The 15,576-nt window shown below is 60.5% G+C and carries 15 protein-coding genes; 5 read left to right on the plus strand and 10 right to left on the minus strand.

The genetic code is table 11. The features are described from left to right. Window positions 1–70 precede the first annotated feature (70 nt). The 3 genes from M0D68_RS03660 to M0D68_RS03670 all read right to left on the minus strand — a co-directional run bounded on the left by M0D68_RS03660 (window position 71) and on the right by M0D68_RS03670 (window position 2,933). Window positions 71–1,111 (minus strand): porin, encoded by a 1,041-nt coding sequence (locus tag M0D68_RS03660; protein WP_323137204.1) that lies wholly within the window; start codon window positions 1,109–1,111, stop codon window positions 71–73. Window positions 1,112–1,662: 551 nt separating this feature from the next. Beyond that, window positions 1,663–2,007 carry a DoxX family protein gene (locus M0D68_RS03665; protein WP_200618728.1) on the minus strand — a complete coding sequence of 115 codons (345 nt, stop codon included), beginning with the start codon at window positions 2,005–2,007 and terminating at the stop codon, window positions 1,663–1,665. A gap of 2 nt (window positions 2,008–2,009) precedes the next feature. Continuing rightward, entirely contained in the window at window positions 2,010–2,933 is a 924-nt protein-coding gene (locus M0D68_RS03670; protein ID WP_266223806.1) for an NAD-dependent epimerase/dehydratase family protein, read from the minus strand. 127 nt (window positions 2,934–3,060) lie between these two features. Here M0D68_RS03670 and M0D68_RS03675 point away from each other — a divergent pair, with 127 nt between their 5' ends. Next, a complete protein-coding gene (locus M0D68_RS03675) occupies window positions 3,061–3,666 on the plus strand; it encodes a TetR/AcrR family transcriptional regulator (RefSeq protein ID WP_093634215.1) in 606 nt (201 codons plus the stop codon). Between the two features lie 164 nt (window positions 3,667–3,830). Here the strand turns inward: M0D68_RS03675 and M0D68_RS36595 are convergent, their stop codons facing one another. After that, on the minus strand, window positions 3,831–4,244 hold the full coding sequence (locus M0D68_RS36595) for a GFA family protein (protein WP_367619315.1): 414 nt from the start codon (window positions 4,242–4,244) through the stop codon (window positions 3,831–3,833). A gap of 276 nt (window positions 4,245–4,520) precedes the next feature. Between M0D68_RS36595 and M0D68_RS03680 the strand changes: the two genes are divergently transcribed. Then, window positions 4,521–7,043 carry a bifunctional diguanylate cyclase/phosphodiesterase gene (locus M0D68_RS03680; RefSeq protein WP_266223807.1) on the plus strand — a complete coding sequence of 841 codons (2,523 nt, stop codon included), beginning with the start codon at window positions 4,521–4,523 and terminating at the stop codon, window positions 7,041–7,043. A 22-nt stretch (window positions 7,044–7,065) separates the two neighbouring features. On the opposite strand, the gene M0D68_RS03685 is transcribed toward M0D68_RS03680, so the two are convergent. From M0D68_RS03685 to M0D68_RS03695, 3 genes are all read right to left on the minus strand, one after another. Next, window positions 7,066–7,830, minus strand: a complete 765-nt coding sequence (locus M0D68_RS03685; protein ID WP_266223808.1) for a bifunctional 2-polyprenyl-6-hydroxyphenol methylase/3-demethylubiquinol 3-O-methyltransferase UbiG — start codon at window positions 7,828–7,830, stop codon at window positions 7,066–7,068. A gap of 341 nt (window positions 7,831–8,171) precedes the next feature. Then, window positions 8,172–8,621 carry a type II 3-dehydroquinate dehydratase gene (locus M0D68_RS03690; protein WP_266223970.1) on the minus strand — a complete coding sequence of 150 codons (450 nt, stop codon included), beginning with the start codon at window positions 8,619–8,621 and terminating at the stop codon, window positions 8,172–8,174. 16 nt (window positions 8,622–8,637) lie between these two features. Next, the gene (locus tag M0D68_RS03695) at window positions 8,638–10,005 is read right to left on the minus strand and encodes an MFS transporter (RefSeq protein WP_266223809.1); all 1,368 of its coding nucleotides are present in this window, start codon (window positions 10,003–10,005) and stop codon (window positions 8,638–8,640) included. Window positions 10,006–10,233: 228 nt separating this feature from the next. On the opposite strand from M0D68_RS03695, the gene M0D68_RS03700 reads away from it, so the two are divergent. Next, on the plus strand, window positions 10,234–11,016 hold the full coding sequence (locus M0D68_RS03700; RefSeq protein WP_266223810.1) for an IclR family transcriptional regulator: 783 nt from the start codon (window positions 10,234–10,236) through the stop codon (window positions 11,014–11,016). Between the two features lie 192 nt (window positions 11,017–11,208). Here the strand turns inward: M0D68_RS03700 and M0D68_RS03705 are convergent, their stop codons facing one another. Next, window positions 11,209–11,571, minus strand: a complete 363-nt coding sequence (locus tag M0D68_RS03705) for a hypothetical protein (protein WP_266223811.1) — start codon at window positions 11,569–11,571, stop codon at window positions 11,209–11,211. A 302-nt stretch (window positions 11,572–11,873) separates the two neighbouring features. On the opposite strand from M0D68_RS03705, the gene M0D68_RS03710 reads away from it, so the two are divergent. Further along, window positions 11,874–12,530, plus strand: a complete 657-nt coding sequence (locus tag M0D68_RS03710; protein ID WP_266223812.1) for an Asp/Glu racemase — start codon at window positions 11,874–11,876, stop codon at window positions 12,528–12,530. 6 nt (window positions 12,531–12,536) lie between these two features. Continuing rightward, complete coding sequence (locus M0D68_RS03715) at window positions 12,537–13,343, plus strand: aminoglycoside phosphotransferase family protein (RefSeq protein ID WP_266223813.1); 807 nt, start codon at window positions 12,537–12,539, stop codon at window positions 13,341–13,343. A 69-nt stretch (window positions 13,344–13,412) separates the two neighbouring features. Here M0D68_RS03715 and M0D68_RS03720 read toward each other — a convergent pair whose 3' ends face one another. After that, the gene (locus M0D68_RS03720) at window positions 13,413–13,745 is read right to left on the minus strand and encodes a hypothetical protein (RefSeq protein ID WP_175049503.1); all 333 of its coding nucleotides are present in this window, start codon (window positions 13,743–13,745) and stop codon (window positions 13,413–13,415) included. A 224-nt stretch (window positions 13,746–13,969) separates the two neighbouring features. Continuing rightward, entirely contained in the window at window positions 13,970–15,481 is a 1,512-nt protein-coding gene (locus tag M0D68_RS03725; RefSeq protein ID WP_200651533.1) for a PLP-dependent aminotransferase family protein, read from the minus strand. Window positions 15,482–15,576 lie beyond the last annotated feature (95 nt).

The following is a 15,576-nucleotide window of genomic DNA, read 5'->3' on the forward strand; positions in this document are numbered from 1 at the left end:
TGTCAGCATTAGACTTTAGCTCAAATTAAATGCTTGAGCAGCAAGCTGCGATTCGCTTTCCGCCGTACCCTCAGAATTTGTGTACGATCCCAACCCCGATGCCGCGCGTGTCAGTGCCGGGCGTGATCGTCAAGCCCGAATATGCCGTGCCGGCCAGCGTATAGGCCGCCTGATTCCTGTTCTGGATAAAGCCGGCGGCGGTGTAGAGCTCGGTCGCCTTGGACAGGGCGTACTCGAAAAGCAGGCCCAGTTCCTGCGCATTGTTGCCCCCTCCCGTGCGGTCGTGCACGTAACCGTACATCAGCGAACATAAAGCATAAGGCGAGACCTGATACGAGTCCGATATCTGGTAGACGTCGTGCTGCATGTATTTTGGCGTGTTGGTCAGGTTCTCCGTGTGATAGGCCAGCCAGATGCGATTGGCCCCGATCGCATACGAAGCACCGGCGTTGAACACGCTAAACACCGCGCCAGGACCCGCGGCAGCACCGCCCGCCAACGTATAGCTACCACCCGCTCCGACGGCGGGCTCATCTCCTCGTTCGTAACCAGCCGCTATATTCAACGGCCCGTTGATGTACTGGACGACAACGTTGTAGAACCCTACGCCGCTGCCCGCCCCGGTACTCGGATCACGCAACGCCACCATAAATTTGGCATTCAGCCCGCCAAACGTGGGCGTGTAATAGGAGATGCCATTGTTCGCGCGGATGATCAGGCCGTTAAAATTATTCATTGGCGACGCGATGCTTTTAACCCAGGAAGGGTCCATCGCTGCCTGAAGAACGTCGTATTGCGGCGAGTTTTGCAAACCAAAACGGACTTCTCCGAATCCGCCGGACAGGCCGACGAACGCGAGACGATTAAAGGCTTCGGCCGCATTTGTCGCAGCACCTGTCTGACCGGAGAAGGCTTGCTCCAACTGGAAATTGACGTGTAGGCCGCCGCCAATATCCTCGCTGCCCTTAAAGCCGAAACGTGTCGCGAACAGCCCGCCAGGCACCGCGCGAATCGCCGAATTGTCGCCGCCCGAACTTTGATAGACGAAGCCATTGTCGAGCACGCCGTAGAGCGTGACCGACGACTGAGCGAACGCGGAGGAGGCGGACACGCACGACAAGACTGCGCCGGACGCGAGAGTGATAAACCTTTTCATGCGGTGTCTCCATTTTTATCCGCATCGGCACGCCGATGCTTTTATAAATATCTATTTTGTTTGTACAGCTAATATAAAAGTCATGCGATTAGCACTCGAACGTCCCAGATACGCCCGGGTATGTCGGGGTTATGGAGGGGTCGTCGATTCCGGTGAACAGCGCACTGAAATTCATCTGGCAAGGTTAGTCGCTCGAACGGCGATGGGTCCATGGATAAAACTTAGATTGGTTGGCATTTTTCTTATATGAACCGGACGGGGTAAACGAGTATCGATGCCGTGGGTCGCGCGCACTTGCGGAGTTCGTCGAATGGTCAATGCGTGGAAAAAAACGAGCCCTCGAAGGATGGCCGCCTTGAGGACAAAAAGTAAGCACATGCCGCACGCGATCAAATTGGAGTTGCTCCAATGCCGCTATCCATGTGCGTATTTCAAGCACATGCAGCGCGGATTGCCCGCGCGGGCTGTTGGCGTCTAAGGCTCACTCGCCTGGTGGCGAGCAAGCCTCAACCGCGGAGCGCCACTGTAGCCACCACGAGAGCGGAGAAGACCAGCGCCGGGGCGAGATGCCCGAACGGCTCCCGGTTTCGTAGCAACGTGATGAGCGCGGCGACCATGATCGCACCGGCCAGCGTTAGGCCCAAAACTCTGGTTTGTTGTCCAAAAAGAAGTGCCGCAGACAACAGCTCAAGCGCGCCACAGAGAAAACGAAACCACGCCGGGTAACCCCAGCGTGCGAAGTCGCGCTTCACCGCGCCGAGTCCTATGAGATTGACCACCCCAGCAACCGCGAACAGGACCGCTACGATCATCGCGAGAATCGATTCGAAAGATGCACTACTCCACGCCATCGTCATGCTCCGTTGAGTTGCTGAAAGTGCGTTTGTACAGAGAGGTCCGCAATCAGGCCGGGGCCTTGGGGCTTCCACGCAAGAACTTGCCGGGCGTGCTGGCCGCTTACTACCTGGTCGAGCGCCAGTGCGTCAGCGAACGGTCCAAGCGAATTGCGAGCATCGTCGAGCGGCCAGAGTTCGACGCGATCGGCGCCGACCGAGGCCCGAATCGCTTCACCCATTTCGGCAACGGCAACGGCATCTTCCGCGACCACGTTGAAGATCTGTCCCGCGACTCGACCGTCCTCACTTGCCGCCCGCTCCACCGCACTCAGGTAGGCCGTGGCGAGATCATCGACGTGAACGGCAGGCCAGTGGTTGCGACCGTCACCGACGATCCTCACACCGCCGGTCTGACGGACCGTGCCGGCAAGCATGCCGAAGACGCCGCCGCCGTAGCCGTGCACCATCGCCGGCCTGAGGACCACTGCAGCAATCGAGCGGCGTGCTGCTAGCGCCAGCACCTGTTGCTCCACTGCGGGCCGCCAGGCGATGAGTGGCGTCGGGTTAAGCGCCGATGCTTCAGTCGCGGGCTCCCCCTCCGTATTGCCGTAGACCCAGGTGCCCGACGTGTAGACAAACGCCGCGCCCGGACGCAAATGCGAAAGCATTGCTATAGCCGCGGCCTCATCAGCGGCACCAGCAGAAGCATCGTTGGTCGACGCGGCGTGCACCACGCCGTCAGCGGCGCCGGCAGTCGCAGCGAAAGATTGTGGCTCGCGCAGGTCGCCGGAATGCAGTGTCACACCGAGACGTGCCAGCGCACTGGCGGCCGCCGAGCTGTCCTGGCGCACGAGCGCCGTTACCTGATGACCGAGGCTGATCGCCTTGCGTGCGACCGCTTGCCCGATGAAGCCAGTACCACCTGTCATGAACAGTTTCAAAGCGTTCTCCAATGATTGGCTGCGAAGTTGAAAAGTCATACAACGAGACTCGCCGGTCTCGTTTTGCCAAATCTAAACGAGACTGGCCAGTCTTGTCAACTACTCAACGATCTGTTATTTATCTGGGATGGACACTTCTTCTCTCCCCGGCCTGAGCCCGCTGCAATGCCGCAAGCGGTCTGCAATCCTCGACGGCGCAAGAACCGTTTTCTTACGCGAAGGTTTCGGTTTGGCAACGATGGACGACGTCGCCTCGGCCGCCGGCGTCGGCAAACAGACGGTCTACCGCCACTTCAAATCGAAGGAGGCGCTCTTTGTTGGTCTGGTGAGCGCGATGTGCGCTCAGGTGGGAGCGGTGCTTGCGAGCGCTCAGGGCGAACAATCCGATGGCGCACCCGAAGTCGAGTTGCGCGAGTTGGGATGGGTGCTGGCACGAAGCCTTATTACGCCGGATAGTCTGGGGCTTTACCGGGCCATCGTTGCCGAGGCCGCGCGTTTTCCGGAACTCGGCCAGGTGTTTTACGAGAATGGTGCAAAGGTCGTGCGCGCCTTCGCCGCAAAAATTCTGCGAAAGCGATTTGACGAATCGACCGCTGCATTGCGGGCAGCGACATTCGTTCAGTTGGTGTTAGGCGACGCGCATCTGGAACTGACACTTGGCTACACGGTGCCCGATGTTGATGCGCGCTTTGCGCTGCAGATTGATGAGGCGGTAGCGGCTGCACTTCGCTAAGGAGCGGCGCATAGCATGCGGAATGCAACAACGTGTGGCGCGAGAAACATTTCCATCCCGCCAGCGGTCATGCGATGCAGGTAGCTTTAGTCAGCAATTCGCCGAGGCGTATTGAAACCGGGTCTTCGGATGAACGCCGCGCTAGAAATCGGATCAGGTCCTTTTCACTGCTGGGGCGACTGAGGAAAGTGAGGAATTGCTTGATCAAGGCAAACCCACCGCTGAGCACTAGCCGTATATATGTCTAGCATCGGCTTAAAGTCAGAAGTGTCATCTAGCGAGGGAAATCGGATAGAAGTGACTTGTGGATAAACTGAGCTTTGCGTGAACAAGGGGGTTCCGCAGTCAGGGCAAAAACTACGGGTTGTGAGGCCACCGCTGCTTGCAGGAACTGCATATGTTTTCGGCTTACCACTGATCTCAAGGTCGGCAGTCTTGACGACGACGCCTGACGCGAAAGGAGCGCCACTTGAGATCTGACAGTCTCTGCAATGGCAGTTGACCATGGCTAAGGGCTCCTGCACACATGCATAGCGAACCGATCCGCATGCGCACCCGCCTGAAAATGGAATAGTCATATTGCGCTCGTCAATCGATAGCTAGATTGACCGCGAGTCTACAACTTTTTGTAATAGCCGCTTCTGGCCGAATTCAGCCTGATGCGGTCGGCTCAGTTCGACCCGCAAGCAATGGAGAGCGAACGAATAGCGAGCATCGCACGACATACCGACCCAACACGCCACCTGCGCATCCACTCACGACAAAATCAGGATATCCCTACAAGCCTTCCCCTGTGCCAACTCTAAGCGGGCGCCGTTTACCTGTCGAGAACGTGAAAAAGTACAGGACCCGCCATGCGTAGCACCACACGAACATTCCTCCTGTGGCTAAAAATCCGCCGCTATCGCCAAGCCTCCGAGCTGGGTTTCTCCCACCTTGCCGAGAACGCTTCGCTGTACATCTGCCGCTACGATCGCCACGGCCGCTTTCTCTACGTAAGCCCGAACATGGCGAAGGCTTTGAACGTCGGCCCGCACGACCTGATTGGAAAAATCTCGACCGCCACGCGCTATCCTGACGGCCGCTTCGACACTTACCATGACGCGCTCCACCAGGTTCTCGCGACCGGCGAACCGATGGAGTTAGAGCTTACCGTCCCCTTGCCCGACGGAAACACGGCGATTCATCACGTGCGGCTGGTGGCGGAGCACGATTGGCTGGGACGGTTGGTAGGCGCGCTCTGCGTCGGCCGCGACATCACTGAGACGAGGCTGGTCGAAAGGTCGCTTCGTGAGCAGGAGGCGGAGCTTCGCTCGTTGACAGAAGGCTGCCCCGACAACGTCGTCCGCTACGACCGCGAATGCCGCATCACCTTCGCGAACCGCAACCTGATGCAGCGCGTGAACGTGCCCGTGGCGCCGGTCGTCGGACAGCGGTCACAGGACATCAGCTGGGGTGAGACGCTCGCGGCAGAAAAACGCCGCTACCGCGAAACGCTCGAGCGCGTGATTCGAACCGGCGACGCGGAGACCGTCGAAGTCCTGATCGGGGCGCCCGACTCGACCGAGCTGCGCCTGCACCACATCAAGATGGTGGCCGAGCGCGATCAGGACCAGCAGATCAAGGGCGCCCTCGTGTTCGGCCGGGACATTACCGAACGCAAGCGCATGGAGGAGCTGCTGGCCGCCCACGAGCGCGAGTTTCGCTCCCTCGCCGAAAACCTGCCAGACATCATCGTCCGCTTCGATTGCGAAGGCCGCCGCACGTACGTCAACGGTGCTCACGGGCGCTTCACCGGCAGGCCGCCGGAGACGTTTCTCGGCAAGACGGTGCTGGAGATTTCCGCATTTTCAGTGGAGCAGCACACGTACCACGAGCAAATCCGCCAGGCCATCGAAACGGGCAGGGACTCCGACGTCGAATGGAAAGCCCGCGGCTCGGACGGCATCGAGCAGACTTTTCACACGCGGCTGCGCCTCGAGCGCGACGCCAACGGCAAAGTGCTTGGCCTGCTCGCCGTCGCACGCGACATGACCGAAGTCTACGAGTACCGGAGCAAGATCCATCAGCTCGCGTATTTCGACACGCTGACCGGGCTTGCCAATCGCGCCCAGTTCAACGAGCGCATTTTGCAGGAGTTGCAGCAGGCCGCCCAGGAAGGCAGCAAGGTCGGCGTCCTGATGATGGACCTCGACCGCTTCAAGACCATCAACGACACGCTCGGCCACGTCGCCGGCGATCAATTGCTGTGCGAGGTCGCGCGGCGGCTCGAAGCGAGCGTGCGCTCCACGGACACCGTGGCTCGTCTCGGCGGCGACGAATTCATCATCGTCGCGCCGCACGTTCGCGACGCCGTGGAACTGCGCGGCCTCGCCGACCGCATACTGCCGACCGTGGCCGCTCCGATGCAGCTCGAGGGCCGGGCGCTCGTGGTCCAGGCGAGCATCGGTATTGCCGTCTATCCTGATCATGGCGACGCCACGGAACAACTCGTCCGCTATGCCGACGGCGCCCTCTATCACGCCAAGGAGACCGGGCGCAACAACGTGCAGTTCTATACGCGCGACATCACGGACAACGCCACCGAACGCTTGCGTCTCGAAGCGGACTTGCGCCGTGGCATCGCCCGCGGTGAACTCGATGTCCACTACCAGCCACAGATCGACCTCGCGACCGGCTGCATTGTCGGCGCGGAGGCGCTGTTGCGCTGGCTGCATCCCGAACTCGGTTGGATACCACCGTCCGACTTCATCGGCATCGCCGAGGAGACGGGTTTGATCGTGCCGATCGCCGAGCAGGTCATGCGCAAGGCATGCAGCGTCGTTTGCCGATGGAACTCGTGGCAGGAGGACGAGCGACACATCGCCGTCAACCTGTCGCCGAGCCAGTTTCACCTGAGCCACCTGCCGACCGTCGTGCAGCGGGTCTTGCACGACACCGGCTGCCGGCCGGAATGGCTTGAACTGGAGATCACCGAGGGGCTGCTGCTCGTCAACCATGCGACCACGCTCGACACGCTAAACGCCTTGAACCAGATGGGCGTACGCATCGCCATCGACGATTTCGGCACCGGCTACTCGGCGCTCAGCTACCTCACGCGCTTTCCCTTTGCTACGTTGAAGATCGACCGCTCATTCACGCAGTCGGCCATTGGTTGCCCAAAAAACCGCGTGCTCGTGGAAGCCATCGTCGCGATGGCTCACGGCGTGGGGCTCACGGTGGTGGCCGAAGGCGTCGAGACGCGCGAGCTGGCCGACTGGCTTGCCGGCATCGGCTGCGACATGGGGCAGGGCTATCTGTGGTCCAGCGCGGTTCCGGCGGACATGCTTCTCGAGATGGAAACGCACGCGGGCGGCGCTCTCAAGCTGTCCGGCTGATTAATGTGCTCAGCAACGGCGATTAGGCCGTTGAGCCTGTAACGATTGGTTGGTAGTAACCGGTGGCAACCGGCGAGAGTATGTGAACATTATCGAATCCGGCTCTCGAGGCGTGAGACGCTATCTCGTGAGGCGTGATAGCCCGATAACGCCCCACAAAATGCTTTGACTGCCAGTTGAGATCGCTTATTTGGCGAGTGATGTGGAGGTGAACGGAATAACGACGGTCATCGTGCCAATCCCAGATCTGATGGACAATACGGCGAAGACCGTCGTCCATGAACATCGCCGGAGGCATCACGCTAGGCCGTTGTACCATCAGCGCGCCATAGTCGCGCAAACTGATAAATATCTGGCCGCCGGGTCGTAGGCTCCTTCGCATTGCCGCAAACGCTTGAGCCACGTCCTCGTCACTATCAAGATGCGGAATGGCGTTGTCGAATGCGACTATCGCCCCGTACCGGTGCGCTTGGCACGTTGCAAGCAGTCGCATATCGTCAACACGAAATTGAATATTGAGCTTCCGTTTCACTGCCTCTCGCGATGCCCGCTCGATTTCCAATTTCGACAAGTCTGTCCCTTCGACATCATAGCCAGCGCGGGCAAGACCCAAGGCTTGAGTCCCAATTCCGCACGCACAGTCGAGAACCACACCGATCTCATCAGGCGATGGTAGGAGTCGCGTCAAAATCGCCCGTTGACGTTCTATTGCCTGTTCCCAATCATCAAAAATCAAATGATAAGAAGAAGCCATATCGTCGTAGAAGCTATCTGCACTTAGGCTCATACGAAATCCTTGTAAACGAAACCGAACTCTTGCAGGAAAATGCGGTGTCAGCGCAGCCGCTGAACTGGCTGGGCGACACCTCTTGCGATTGGCGTACCTGCTTCGGTCTTGCACGGCTGCGATCGGCAGCACGCGACCGCACTGTGACGGATGATGATCGGCTCAGGCCGACCCAACTCGGCCACACGCCGATAGAGGACAAACGTCTGGCACGGTACCAGCAGCGGACGCTGGCCCGCAACCCGCAAAATCGGTCGCGACTATCCTAGATACGGCTACCTGAGAGTTCACCATTATTCTCCCGGCTTATTGCCGGTTGAGGCAACGTTTGCGAACCCTCTTCACACTTGCACGCGCTGGATGGCTCCTGCGACCGCTCGCACGGCGAGCAGGTATCCATCAACACCAAGGCCGCATATCACGCCGCGTGCCGCCAGCGAGATCAGCGAATGTCGATACTGTTCCCCCCGCTGATGGATGTTGGTGATGTGCACCTCGATCACCGGTTGGCGAATAAGCTTGACTGCATCCAGCACGGGTATCGACGCAAACGAAAATCCCGCTGGGTTGATGACGACGGCCGCATCCTTCTCGAAGGCTTCCTGCAGCCAGTCGACCATCACGCCTTCGTGGTTCGTCTGGCGGAAATCGCACTCGAGGTCGAGCTCGGCCGCAAGCGCTTCAGTACGCTCTTTCACTTGAGCCAGGGTCGTCGTACCGTACAGCTGCGGTTCACGCTTGCCAAGCATGTTCAGGTTCGAACCGTTCAGGACATAAACAAGTGGTTTCATCTGCATCGCCTGCATTTCAGTGAGAATGGGATTGAGTCGGCACGTGCCCTGACGAGCCAACAACTTCTTCGGCAGAGTCGACCCGGTTCATGTCGATACCCAGCGTTTCGGGAGCGGTGAGTATCGCGATGAGCGAAATGACGTTGAACACGACGCACACTGCGATGACGCCCCACGGCGAGCCATTGCAAAGGGCAAAGAGCCAGACGGCAAGAACAGGCATTGGCCCGCCGGCGACCAGATTCGCGCCGGTATAGGCAAGCGCCGAGCCCGAGTAGCGCACGTTAGTTGGAAATGCTTCAGCGAATGCAACCGGTTGGATGCCGCTCTGGAATTGAGTGAAGCCGAGAAAGAAGCCCATTGCCGCCAGCATCGGCACAAAACTCTTTGTATCGAGAATCTGAAAGTACACAAACAGCATGAGCAAGGTCGCGATCGAGCCAATCGCGAGCGCTTTCTTGCGTCCGATACGGTCACTCAGCATGCCGCCAGCCAGGGCGCCGACGATGGCGCACACGTTCGCGCCCATCAACAGCAGGAAGCCCGTCTGTTTCGGCACGCCCAGCGTTTTCGTGACATAACTCAACGAGAACACAACGATCAGATAAAAGATCGCTGCCGGGCCGCAGAAGAACAGCATCCATCGGAGCACCACCCGCCAGTGAAGGCGCAGTGCATCGCGAAGTGGACTGCCCACATGGGCGACTTCCGTTTGACGGAGCGCGACGAACGCGGGTGTCTCACTGACTCGCAGCCGGATGTAGATACCGACGATCACGAGAATGAAGCTCAGGATGAACGGAATGCGCCAGCCATACGCGTCGAATGCCTGCGCCGACATTGCCGATGACAGTGCCAGCAATACGCCGTTGGCCATGATCTGGCTGAGCGGCGAGCACAATCCGAGAAGACCGGAGTATTTGCCGCGACGATCGGGACTTGCGTGCTCGATCGCCATCAACTGCGCCCCTGTCGATTCACCACCCAGCGCGAAACCCTGCAGGATGCGGAGCACCACCAGCAATAGCGGCGCCCATACTCCGATGCTCGCATAGGTTGGCAGGAAGCCCATCAACATCGAGCAGAGTCCCATCACGGTGACTGTGCCGAGCATCAGATTGCGCCGTCCCAGCTTGTCGCCAAGGTAACCGCAAATGATGGCGCCAAGCGGTCGCGCCGCGAGGCCGACACCAAATGTGGCAAGCGATGCCAGCAACGCGGAGGTCGAATCCATTGACGGGAAAAACAGCTTGGGCAGCACAGTGGCGGCCAGTGCGCCGTATAACGTGAAGTCAAACCATTCGAGTGCGGTCCCGACGGCCGCCGCGGTCACGGCGCGCGTGCGCATTGCCTGCTGGGCGGGTAGGTGCGATTGCTTGTCCATGTTGTCTCCTGTTCCAAACCTGTGTCGGCGTCACGTCCCGGCGACCCTTGTCAGGTCGACCGCAAGTGGCCCGTCTTTTGTTATGCGTCTCATGCGGTGCACGCGCTGAAGCATTCGACGAGACGGCATGTTGCACAGATTAACAGCGCAGGTGGGACACCATTCCAAGCTGGAATCTCATCCCGCATTATGCAATCATGCGTGTTCTACTGAGCTGACGGGGGGGCCATGCCGGGAGTGACCGAAAGGACGCTGGCGGTACTCGAATTTCTGGCGACACAGATGGAAGGAACGCCACTCGCGTTAATCTCGGATCAACTTGAGATCCCGCGTAGCGCCTGCCATCGCCTGCTCGCCGACCTCAAGCAGTGCGGCTATGTGCGTCAGTTACGCGAGCAGGGCGACTATGTGTTGACCACGAAGTTGGTCGGGCTAGGCCTCAGTTATCTCGCGACGTCCGGCATCATCGACATTGCGCAAACCATGCTCGATCGTCTGGCGGAAACATCCGGAGAACTTGTGCGGCTCGCAATCGTCGACGGAGACAGGCTGACGTGGGTGGCCAAGTCGCAGGGCGCGCTGAAGGGCCTGCGGTACGACCCGGACATGGGTATGGATACCATTCTGTCGTGCAGTGCGACCGGCCACGCATGGATGATGACCATGACCGATGAGCGGGCGCTCGAACTGGTGACACGCCAGGGGTTCGGGCAGCCGAAGCAGTACGGCCCCAACGCACCGACCACCTTGAAGGCGCTGCTGGGGTTCGTGGATGCCGCTCGTGCCCGCGGCTACGCAACAATTTATGAGGTGTTCGCGCCGGGGATGACGGCGATGGCCGCTCCGGTCCAACGACGGGGTTACCCGGCTATAGGGGTCATCAGCATCGCAGGGCCAGCCGTTAGATTAACGGAGAAGCGCATGACGACACTCGGGCCTGCGCTTATGGCGGCTGCAAACGAACTCGCTGCCGCCAGCCTGGCATCTCCGCTTTTGGGTCGAGTCCGTTAGTGTCCGGCGCGCGGTCTAAGCGTATACGTTCGAATATGAAGTCTGCTTATGGATCATCAACGGACGTCCACAAATGCTCGTCCTTGGCCGCAGTTGGCCGAACTGAGTCTGACGCGGTCGGTTCAGTTCGACCCACAAGGAACGATGAATCTACCCGGAAGCGGACATTCGCTCGCTAGCCATCACCGCAACCTACGTGAGTGCGGACTTCTTCAGCACCTTCACAAATTCGTGGACGATCCCGGCGCACATCCCATGTTCAAGGATGGCATCGAGCATTGACAGCAGATCGTGAAGTTCGTCTTTGGTGAGAAGGCCATCTTCCCCGCTGATTTCCTCATAGCGAGAGGTGCCGCGCGAGGCGATCGAGCGGTGGAGTCCGTACCCCTTCGCCTGGCCATCCACTGAGAGTTGAAGCCACAGTGAGCCCCCGTCAGAAGCGACAGCACAGTTGATAACGACTGCGGGAGGTGATGTGGAGTCTGTCATATCGAAGTTGCAGTAAAGGGCATTCAACGAGCAAGAGGGAGGGTGCTTCTTGAGCTTCTTCTGCATTCGTTATCTGAGCCAATGACCCACAGGAATCGCGACGCTTATCCGATTCCGCGTTCACAAGCCCGTCCAATTTCCTTTGGACAATCTCAATGGCTCGAGACTTTGCACTGTTAGCGTCGTGAGCGTTCACGAAGCCACTTAGTTCAAATCCCGTGACGATGCCTCTTTTGCGGAAACTCTCGCCACGAAGGGTAACTTGCCATGTTTTCAATAGATACCTCTGTCCCATGCGCGTCATCCGGCACGACGCGTAGCCATTTCCAGGCGAAAATACAAAACCACCACACCCCGTTGGAGACACCGTGCGCATCATCTGCTTGCACACTGCTGAAAGCAACATCGCCCTGTTCGATGCGGCCGCCCGCGCCGCCGGATTCGAAGCACTCGAGTTGACGCATGTGGTCCGCGCCGACTTGGTCGCGGCCGCCGAGCAGGCCGGCGGATTGACCGAGGCGATCGCATCGCAAACCCGCGAGGTGCTCCTCACGCTAACGGACAACGCGCACGCCGTGTTGCTCAACTGCTCGACGCTCAGCCCATCAGTGAACGACGCTCTCGCCGCGCAAGCTGCGCCGGTACCCATTTTACGGGCCGATGCCGCGTTGGCTCAGCGCGCGGTGGAGAAAGGCGGCAAGGTTGTCGTGCTATGCACCGTATCCACTACACTCGAGCCGACCACCCGCGTGTTCGCTCAAGCCGCCACGCACACCGCCGCGGAAGTCGAGGTTAAGTTAGTAAGCGGCGCATGGGACCGTTTCAGAGCAGACGACACGGCAGGCTATCTATCCATGATTGCCATCGCTGCGGACGCGGCCTACGAAAACGGCGCGAACGTCCTAGCGTTCGCACAAACATCAATGGCCGGCGCGGCTTACCTGGTCAAGAGCGGAGCGAAACCTCTCACCACACCGGCCATCGCCCTCGCCGCCGCAGTCCAAGCAGCCACCCTCGCAGCCTGAAGCGCGATGTTCGCCGAGTACCTCGTCAAATGGGACCTGCTTTCGGACGGCGAGCCGATTCGCACGCATAGCAGCCGGCTGCTGCCGGTGCGCCAGCATGGCGTCGCCGCGATGCTGAAAGTTGCGCAGGAACCCGAAGAGAAATTCGGCGCGCAACTGATGGTGTGGTGGGACGGCGACGGCGCAGCCCGCGTGCTCGTCCATGATGCCGACGCCCTGCTATTGGAGCGTGCTCAAAGCAATCACGCGTTAGCGGACCAGGCCCGCACAGGCGACGATGAAGCAGACGACCACGCCATCGACATCCTCTGCGCCGCCGCGGCACGACTCCACGCACCACGTCACAAACCGCTGCCCGAACTGATCGGCTTGCCGCGCTGGTTCCAGAGTCTCTGGCCCGCAGCGCAGCAGTACGGCGGCTGGCTCTCCGACAGTGCCGCGACAGCACAAGCCCTACTCGCCGCGCCGCAAGACCCGGTTGCGTTGCACGGCGATATTCATCACGGCAACATCCTCGATTTCGGCGCGCGTGGTTGGCTGGCGATCGACCCGAAAGGTCTCTACGGCGAACGCGGCTTCGACTACGCGAACATCTTCTGCAATCCAGACGAGGCGTCCGCGCTAGCACCTGGACGGTTCGAGCGTCGCGTCGAACGCGTGGCGCACATCGCCGGGCTCGACAGACACCGTCTGTTGCAATGGATTCTCGCCTGGTCGGGATTGTCAGCGGCGTGGATTCTCGAAACGGGCGAGACACCGGACATCGATATAGACATCGGCGGAATGGCGGCCGAAGCGTTGAAGCGGAAGTGAGAGCTGAGAGCTGAAGAGAAAACTGCCTTGGGCAGCAGCCCGCAAGCCGCCGCCCAAGCCCTACGTCAGTTAATGCGGAGCTTTACCGTTGGGCAGGGCGTCCAGTGGTTTGTGCTGTTCTTCGCCGAGCCCTGGGAAGAACGCGTTCCATGCGGCGCGCACGCCCTGAGCCGCGGTGGCCTCCGCGCCAATCGATTCTGCCTCGCCGTCCGCAGCTTTCGAAGGGTCAGAGGAAAGGCCGCGCCAGTGCGTGAACACCAGCAGCGGTTTCTCGGTCCATACGCCGTCGCCATATTTCGCAAATGCCGTGTCGCCGCTCGTCAACTGCACCTCGTACCAGCCCTCATGGACAGGCGTATGGGCAGCAAGCTCAAACCAGGCGGTCGGTTCGATTTCCTTCATGTCGTCTCCGGTCGGATAAATCGTCAAAGATAACCACAAGCAAGGCATTCTTCATGCCCGAACCCGCTGGCGGCCCGGCAGGCGCGCGCCGCATGTCACGCGGTGCTGCAGGGCGGTGCGCTGGGCATGACCTGCGGGCGATTCGTCGACGTCGCGCACTTCGAATTCGCCGCGCATAGACGACACGATAGCGCGACATGGGCCGCGCGGACAGACGTAAAAAGTTACACAGCGCGTCGGGTTGTCGACCGGCTACCCGACTCAACCGCCATCTCCCGCACCAGCGTGGCCAATACGCGGACAGCGAGCGCCAATTGTTCGGCTGACGTGCTGCCGTAGCCGATCACCAGCCCGTTGGTTTCCTCGCGCTGCTGCAATGCAAAACCCGACAACGGACGCGGATTGAGCCGCCTGGCGTGCGCGCGTTCGGCGAGGGTCCGATCGGAAATATGCGGCGGTAAGCGCAGCGTCAGATGCATGCCGCAATTGCCGCCCAGAATCTGCGACGGCGCGAAATGCATAGTGAGCGCATCGCGCAGCGCCTGCTGGCGCTCCCGATACAAACGCCGCATGCGGCCCAGATGCCGCCCGAATTCGCCGCTATCGATGAAATGCGCGAGCGCCAGCTGCTCCAGACGATGCCCGCCGCGCAGCATCTCCTGCAACGCGACGGCCGTGTGCGCGGCGATCACGCGCGGCAACACCACGAAGCCGATGCGCAGCGCCGGAAACATCGTTTTGCTGAATGAGCCGACGTACAGAACCGGCGCTTCCTCGACCAGCCCTTGCATGCTGGCGATCGGCTCGCCGGTATGGCGGAATTCGCCGTCGTAGTCGTCCTCGATCAGCCACGCGCCGCAGCGGCGCGCCTGCGCGATCAGTTCCAGCCGGCGCGCCACCGACAACACCGCACCGGTCGGATACTGATGCGCGGGCGACGTGTAGATCAGCTTGGGAGGATGCGCGCGCCACGCATCGGACGGCACCGCGATGCCTTCGGGATCGACCGGCATCGGCAGCATGCTCAGATCGCCGAGGTTGAAAGCGGCCTTCGCGCCGCGATAGCCCGGATCTTCAACCCATGCGATGTCGCCCGGATTGGTGAACAGCCGCACGCACAGGTTCAGCGCTTCCTGCGCGCCCTCGGTGATGACCACCTGCGAACCCTCGCAGCGCACGCCGCGCGCCATCCGCAAATGCGCGGCGATCGCGTCGCGCAGGGCCGGTTCGCCCGCCGGGTCGCCGTAGCCGAGCGCAAACGGCAACGCGCGCTCCATCGAACGTTCGAGCGCGCGCCGCCAGGCGGCCAGGGGAAAGCGGTCCAGCGCAGGCGTGCCCGGTGTCAGCGGCAAGGTGTTGTCGGCATGGGTGCGCGTCGCCGCGAATTGCTCGACGCGCGCCGCGTAGGCGACCTCCGGCGCGGCCGACGATGTCCGCGTTTCACCGCGTGCCGAAGGGCTGGAGAGCGGACTGACGCGCGTGCCCTTTTTGTCGGCCACCACATAGCCCACCGCGGCCAGATGCTCGTACGCGATCACCACCGTGTTGCGCGATACGCCCATCTCCGCCGCCAGCAAGCGCGACGACGGCAGTAGCGACCCCGCCGGCAAGCGCCCCGTAAGGATCGCCTGTTGCAAGCGTTCGATCAGTTGCTTTTGCAGCGGCACGGATTTTTCACCGTTGCCGCTGGTGGTCGTGACGGCCGGGTTGGTGAGCGGACCAATGATTTCGATCATCCTGGCTGGACCTATCAAATGCTGTTCTGCTGGATCTTTTTAACATACCACGTTTGCCGTATCGTTCTCCATAAGCATCGACCATCCAACTATCG

Source organism: Paraburkholderia sp. SEWSISQ10-3 4 (assembly GCF_030464785.1).
Lineage (GTDB): Bacteria > Pseudomonadota > Gammaproteobacteria > Burkholderiales > Burkholderiaceae > Paraburkholderia > Paraburkholderia aspalathi.

What these genes read in the sequence shown, in the direction of transcription:
- M0D68_RS03665 (WP_200618728.1), bottom strand. Translation starts at nt 2,007, where the DNA reads ATGGCGTGGAGTAGTGCATCTTTCGAATCGATTCTCGCGATGATCGTA.
- M0D68_RS03675 (WP_093634215.1), top strand. Translation starts at nt 3,061, where the DNA reads ATGGACACTTCTTCTCTCCCCGGCCTGAGCCCGCTGCAATGCCGCAAG.
- M0D68_RS36595 (WP_367619315.1), bottom strand. Translation starts at nt 4,244, where the DNA reads ATGACTATTCCATTTTCAGGCGGGTGCGCATGCGGATCGGTTCGCTAT.
- M0D68_RS03680 (WP_266223807.1), top strand. Translation starts at nt 4,521, where the DNA reads ATGCGTAGCACCACACGAACATTCCTCCTGTGGCTAAAAATCCGCCGC.
- M0D68_RS03685 (WP_266223808.1), bottom strand. Translation starts at nt 7,830, where the DNA reads ATGAGCCTAAGTGCAGATAGCTTCTACGACGATATGGCTTCTTCTTAT.
- M0D68_RS03690 (WP_266223970.1), bottom strand. Translation starts at nt 8,621, where the DNA reads ATGAAACCACTTGTTTATGTCCTGAACGGTTCGAACCTGAACATGCTT.
- M0D68_RS03695 (WP_266223809.1), bottom strand. Translation starts at nt 10,005, where the DNA reads ATGGACAAGCAATCGCACCTACCCGCCCAGCAGGCAATGCGCACGCGC.
- M0D68_RS03700 (WP_266223810.1), top strand. Translation starts at nt 10,234, where the DNA reads ATGCCGGGAGTGACCGAAAGGACGCTGGCGGTACTCGAATTTCTGGCG.
- M0D68_RS03705 (WP_266223811.1), bottom strand. Translation starts at nt 11,571, where the DNA reads ATGCAGAAGAAGCTCAAGAAGCACCCTCCCTCTTGCTCGTTGAATGCC.
- M0D68_RS03715 (WP_266223813.1), top strand. Translation starts at nt 12,537, where the DNA reads ATGTTCGCCGAGTACCTCGTCAAATGGGACCTGCTTTCGGACGGCGAG.
- M0D68_RS03720 (WP_175049503.1), bottom strand. Translation starts at nt 13,745, where the DNA reads ATGAAGGAAATCGAACCGACCGCCTGGTTTGAGCTTGCTGCCCATACG.
- M0D68_RS03725 (WP_200651533.1), bottom strand. Translation starts at nt 15,481, where the DNA reads ATGATCGAAATCATTGGTCCGCTCACCAACCCGGCCGTCACGACCACC.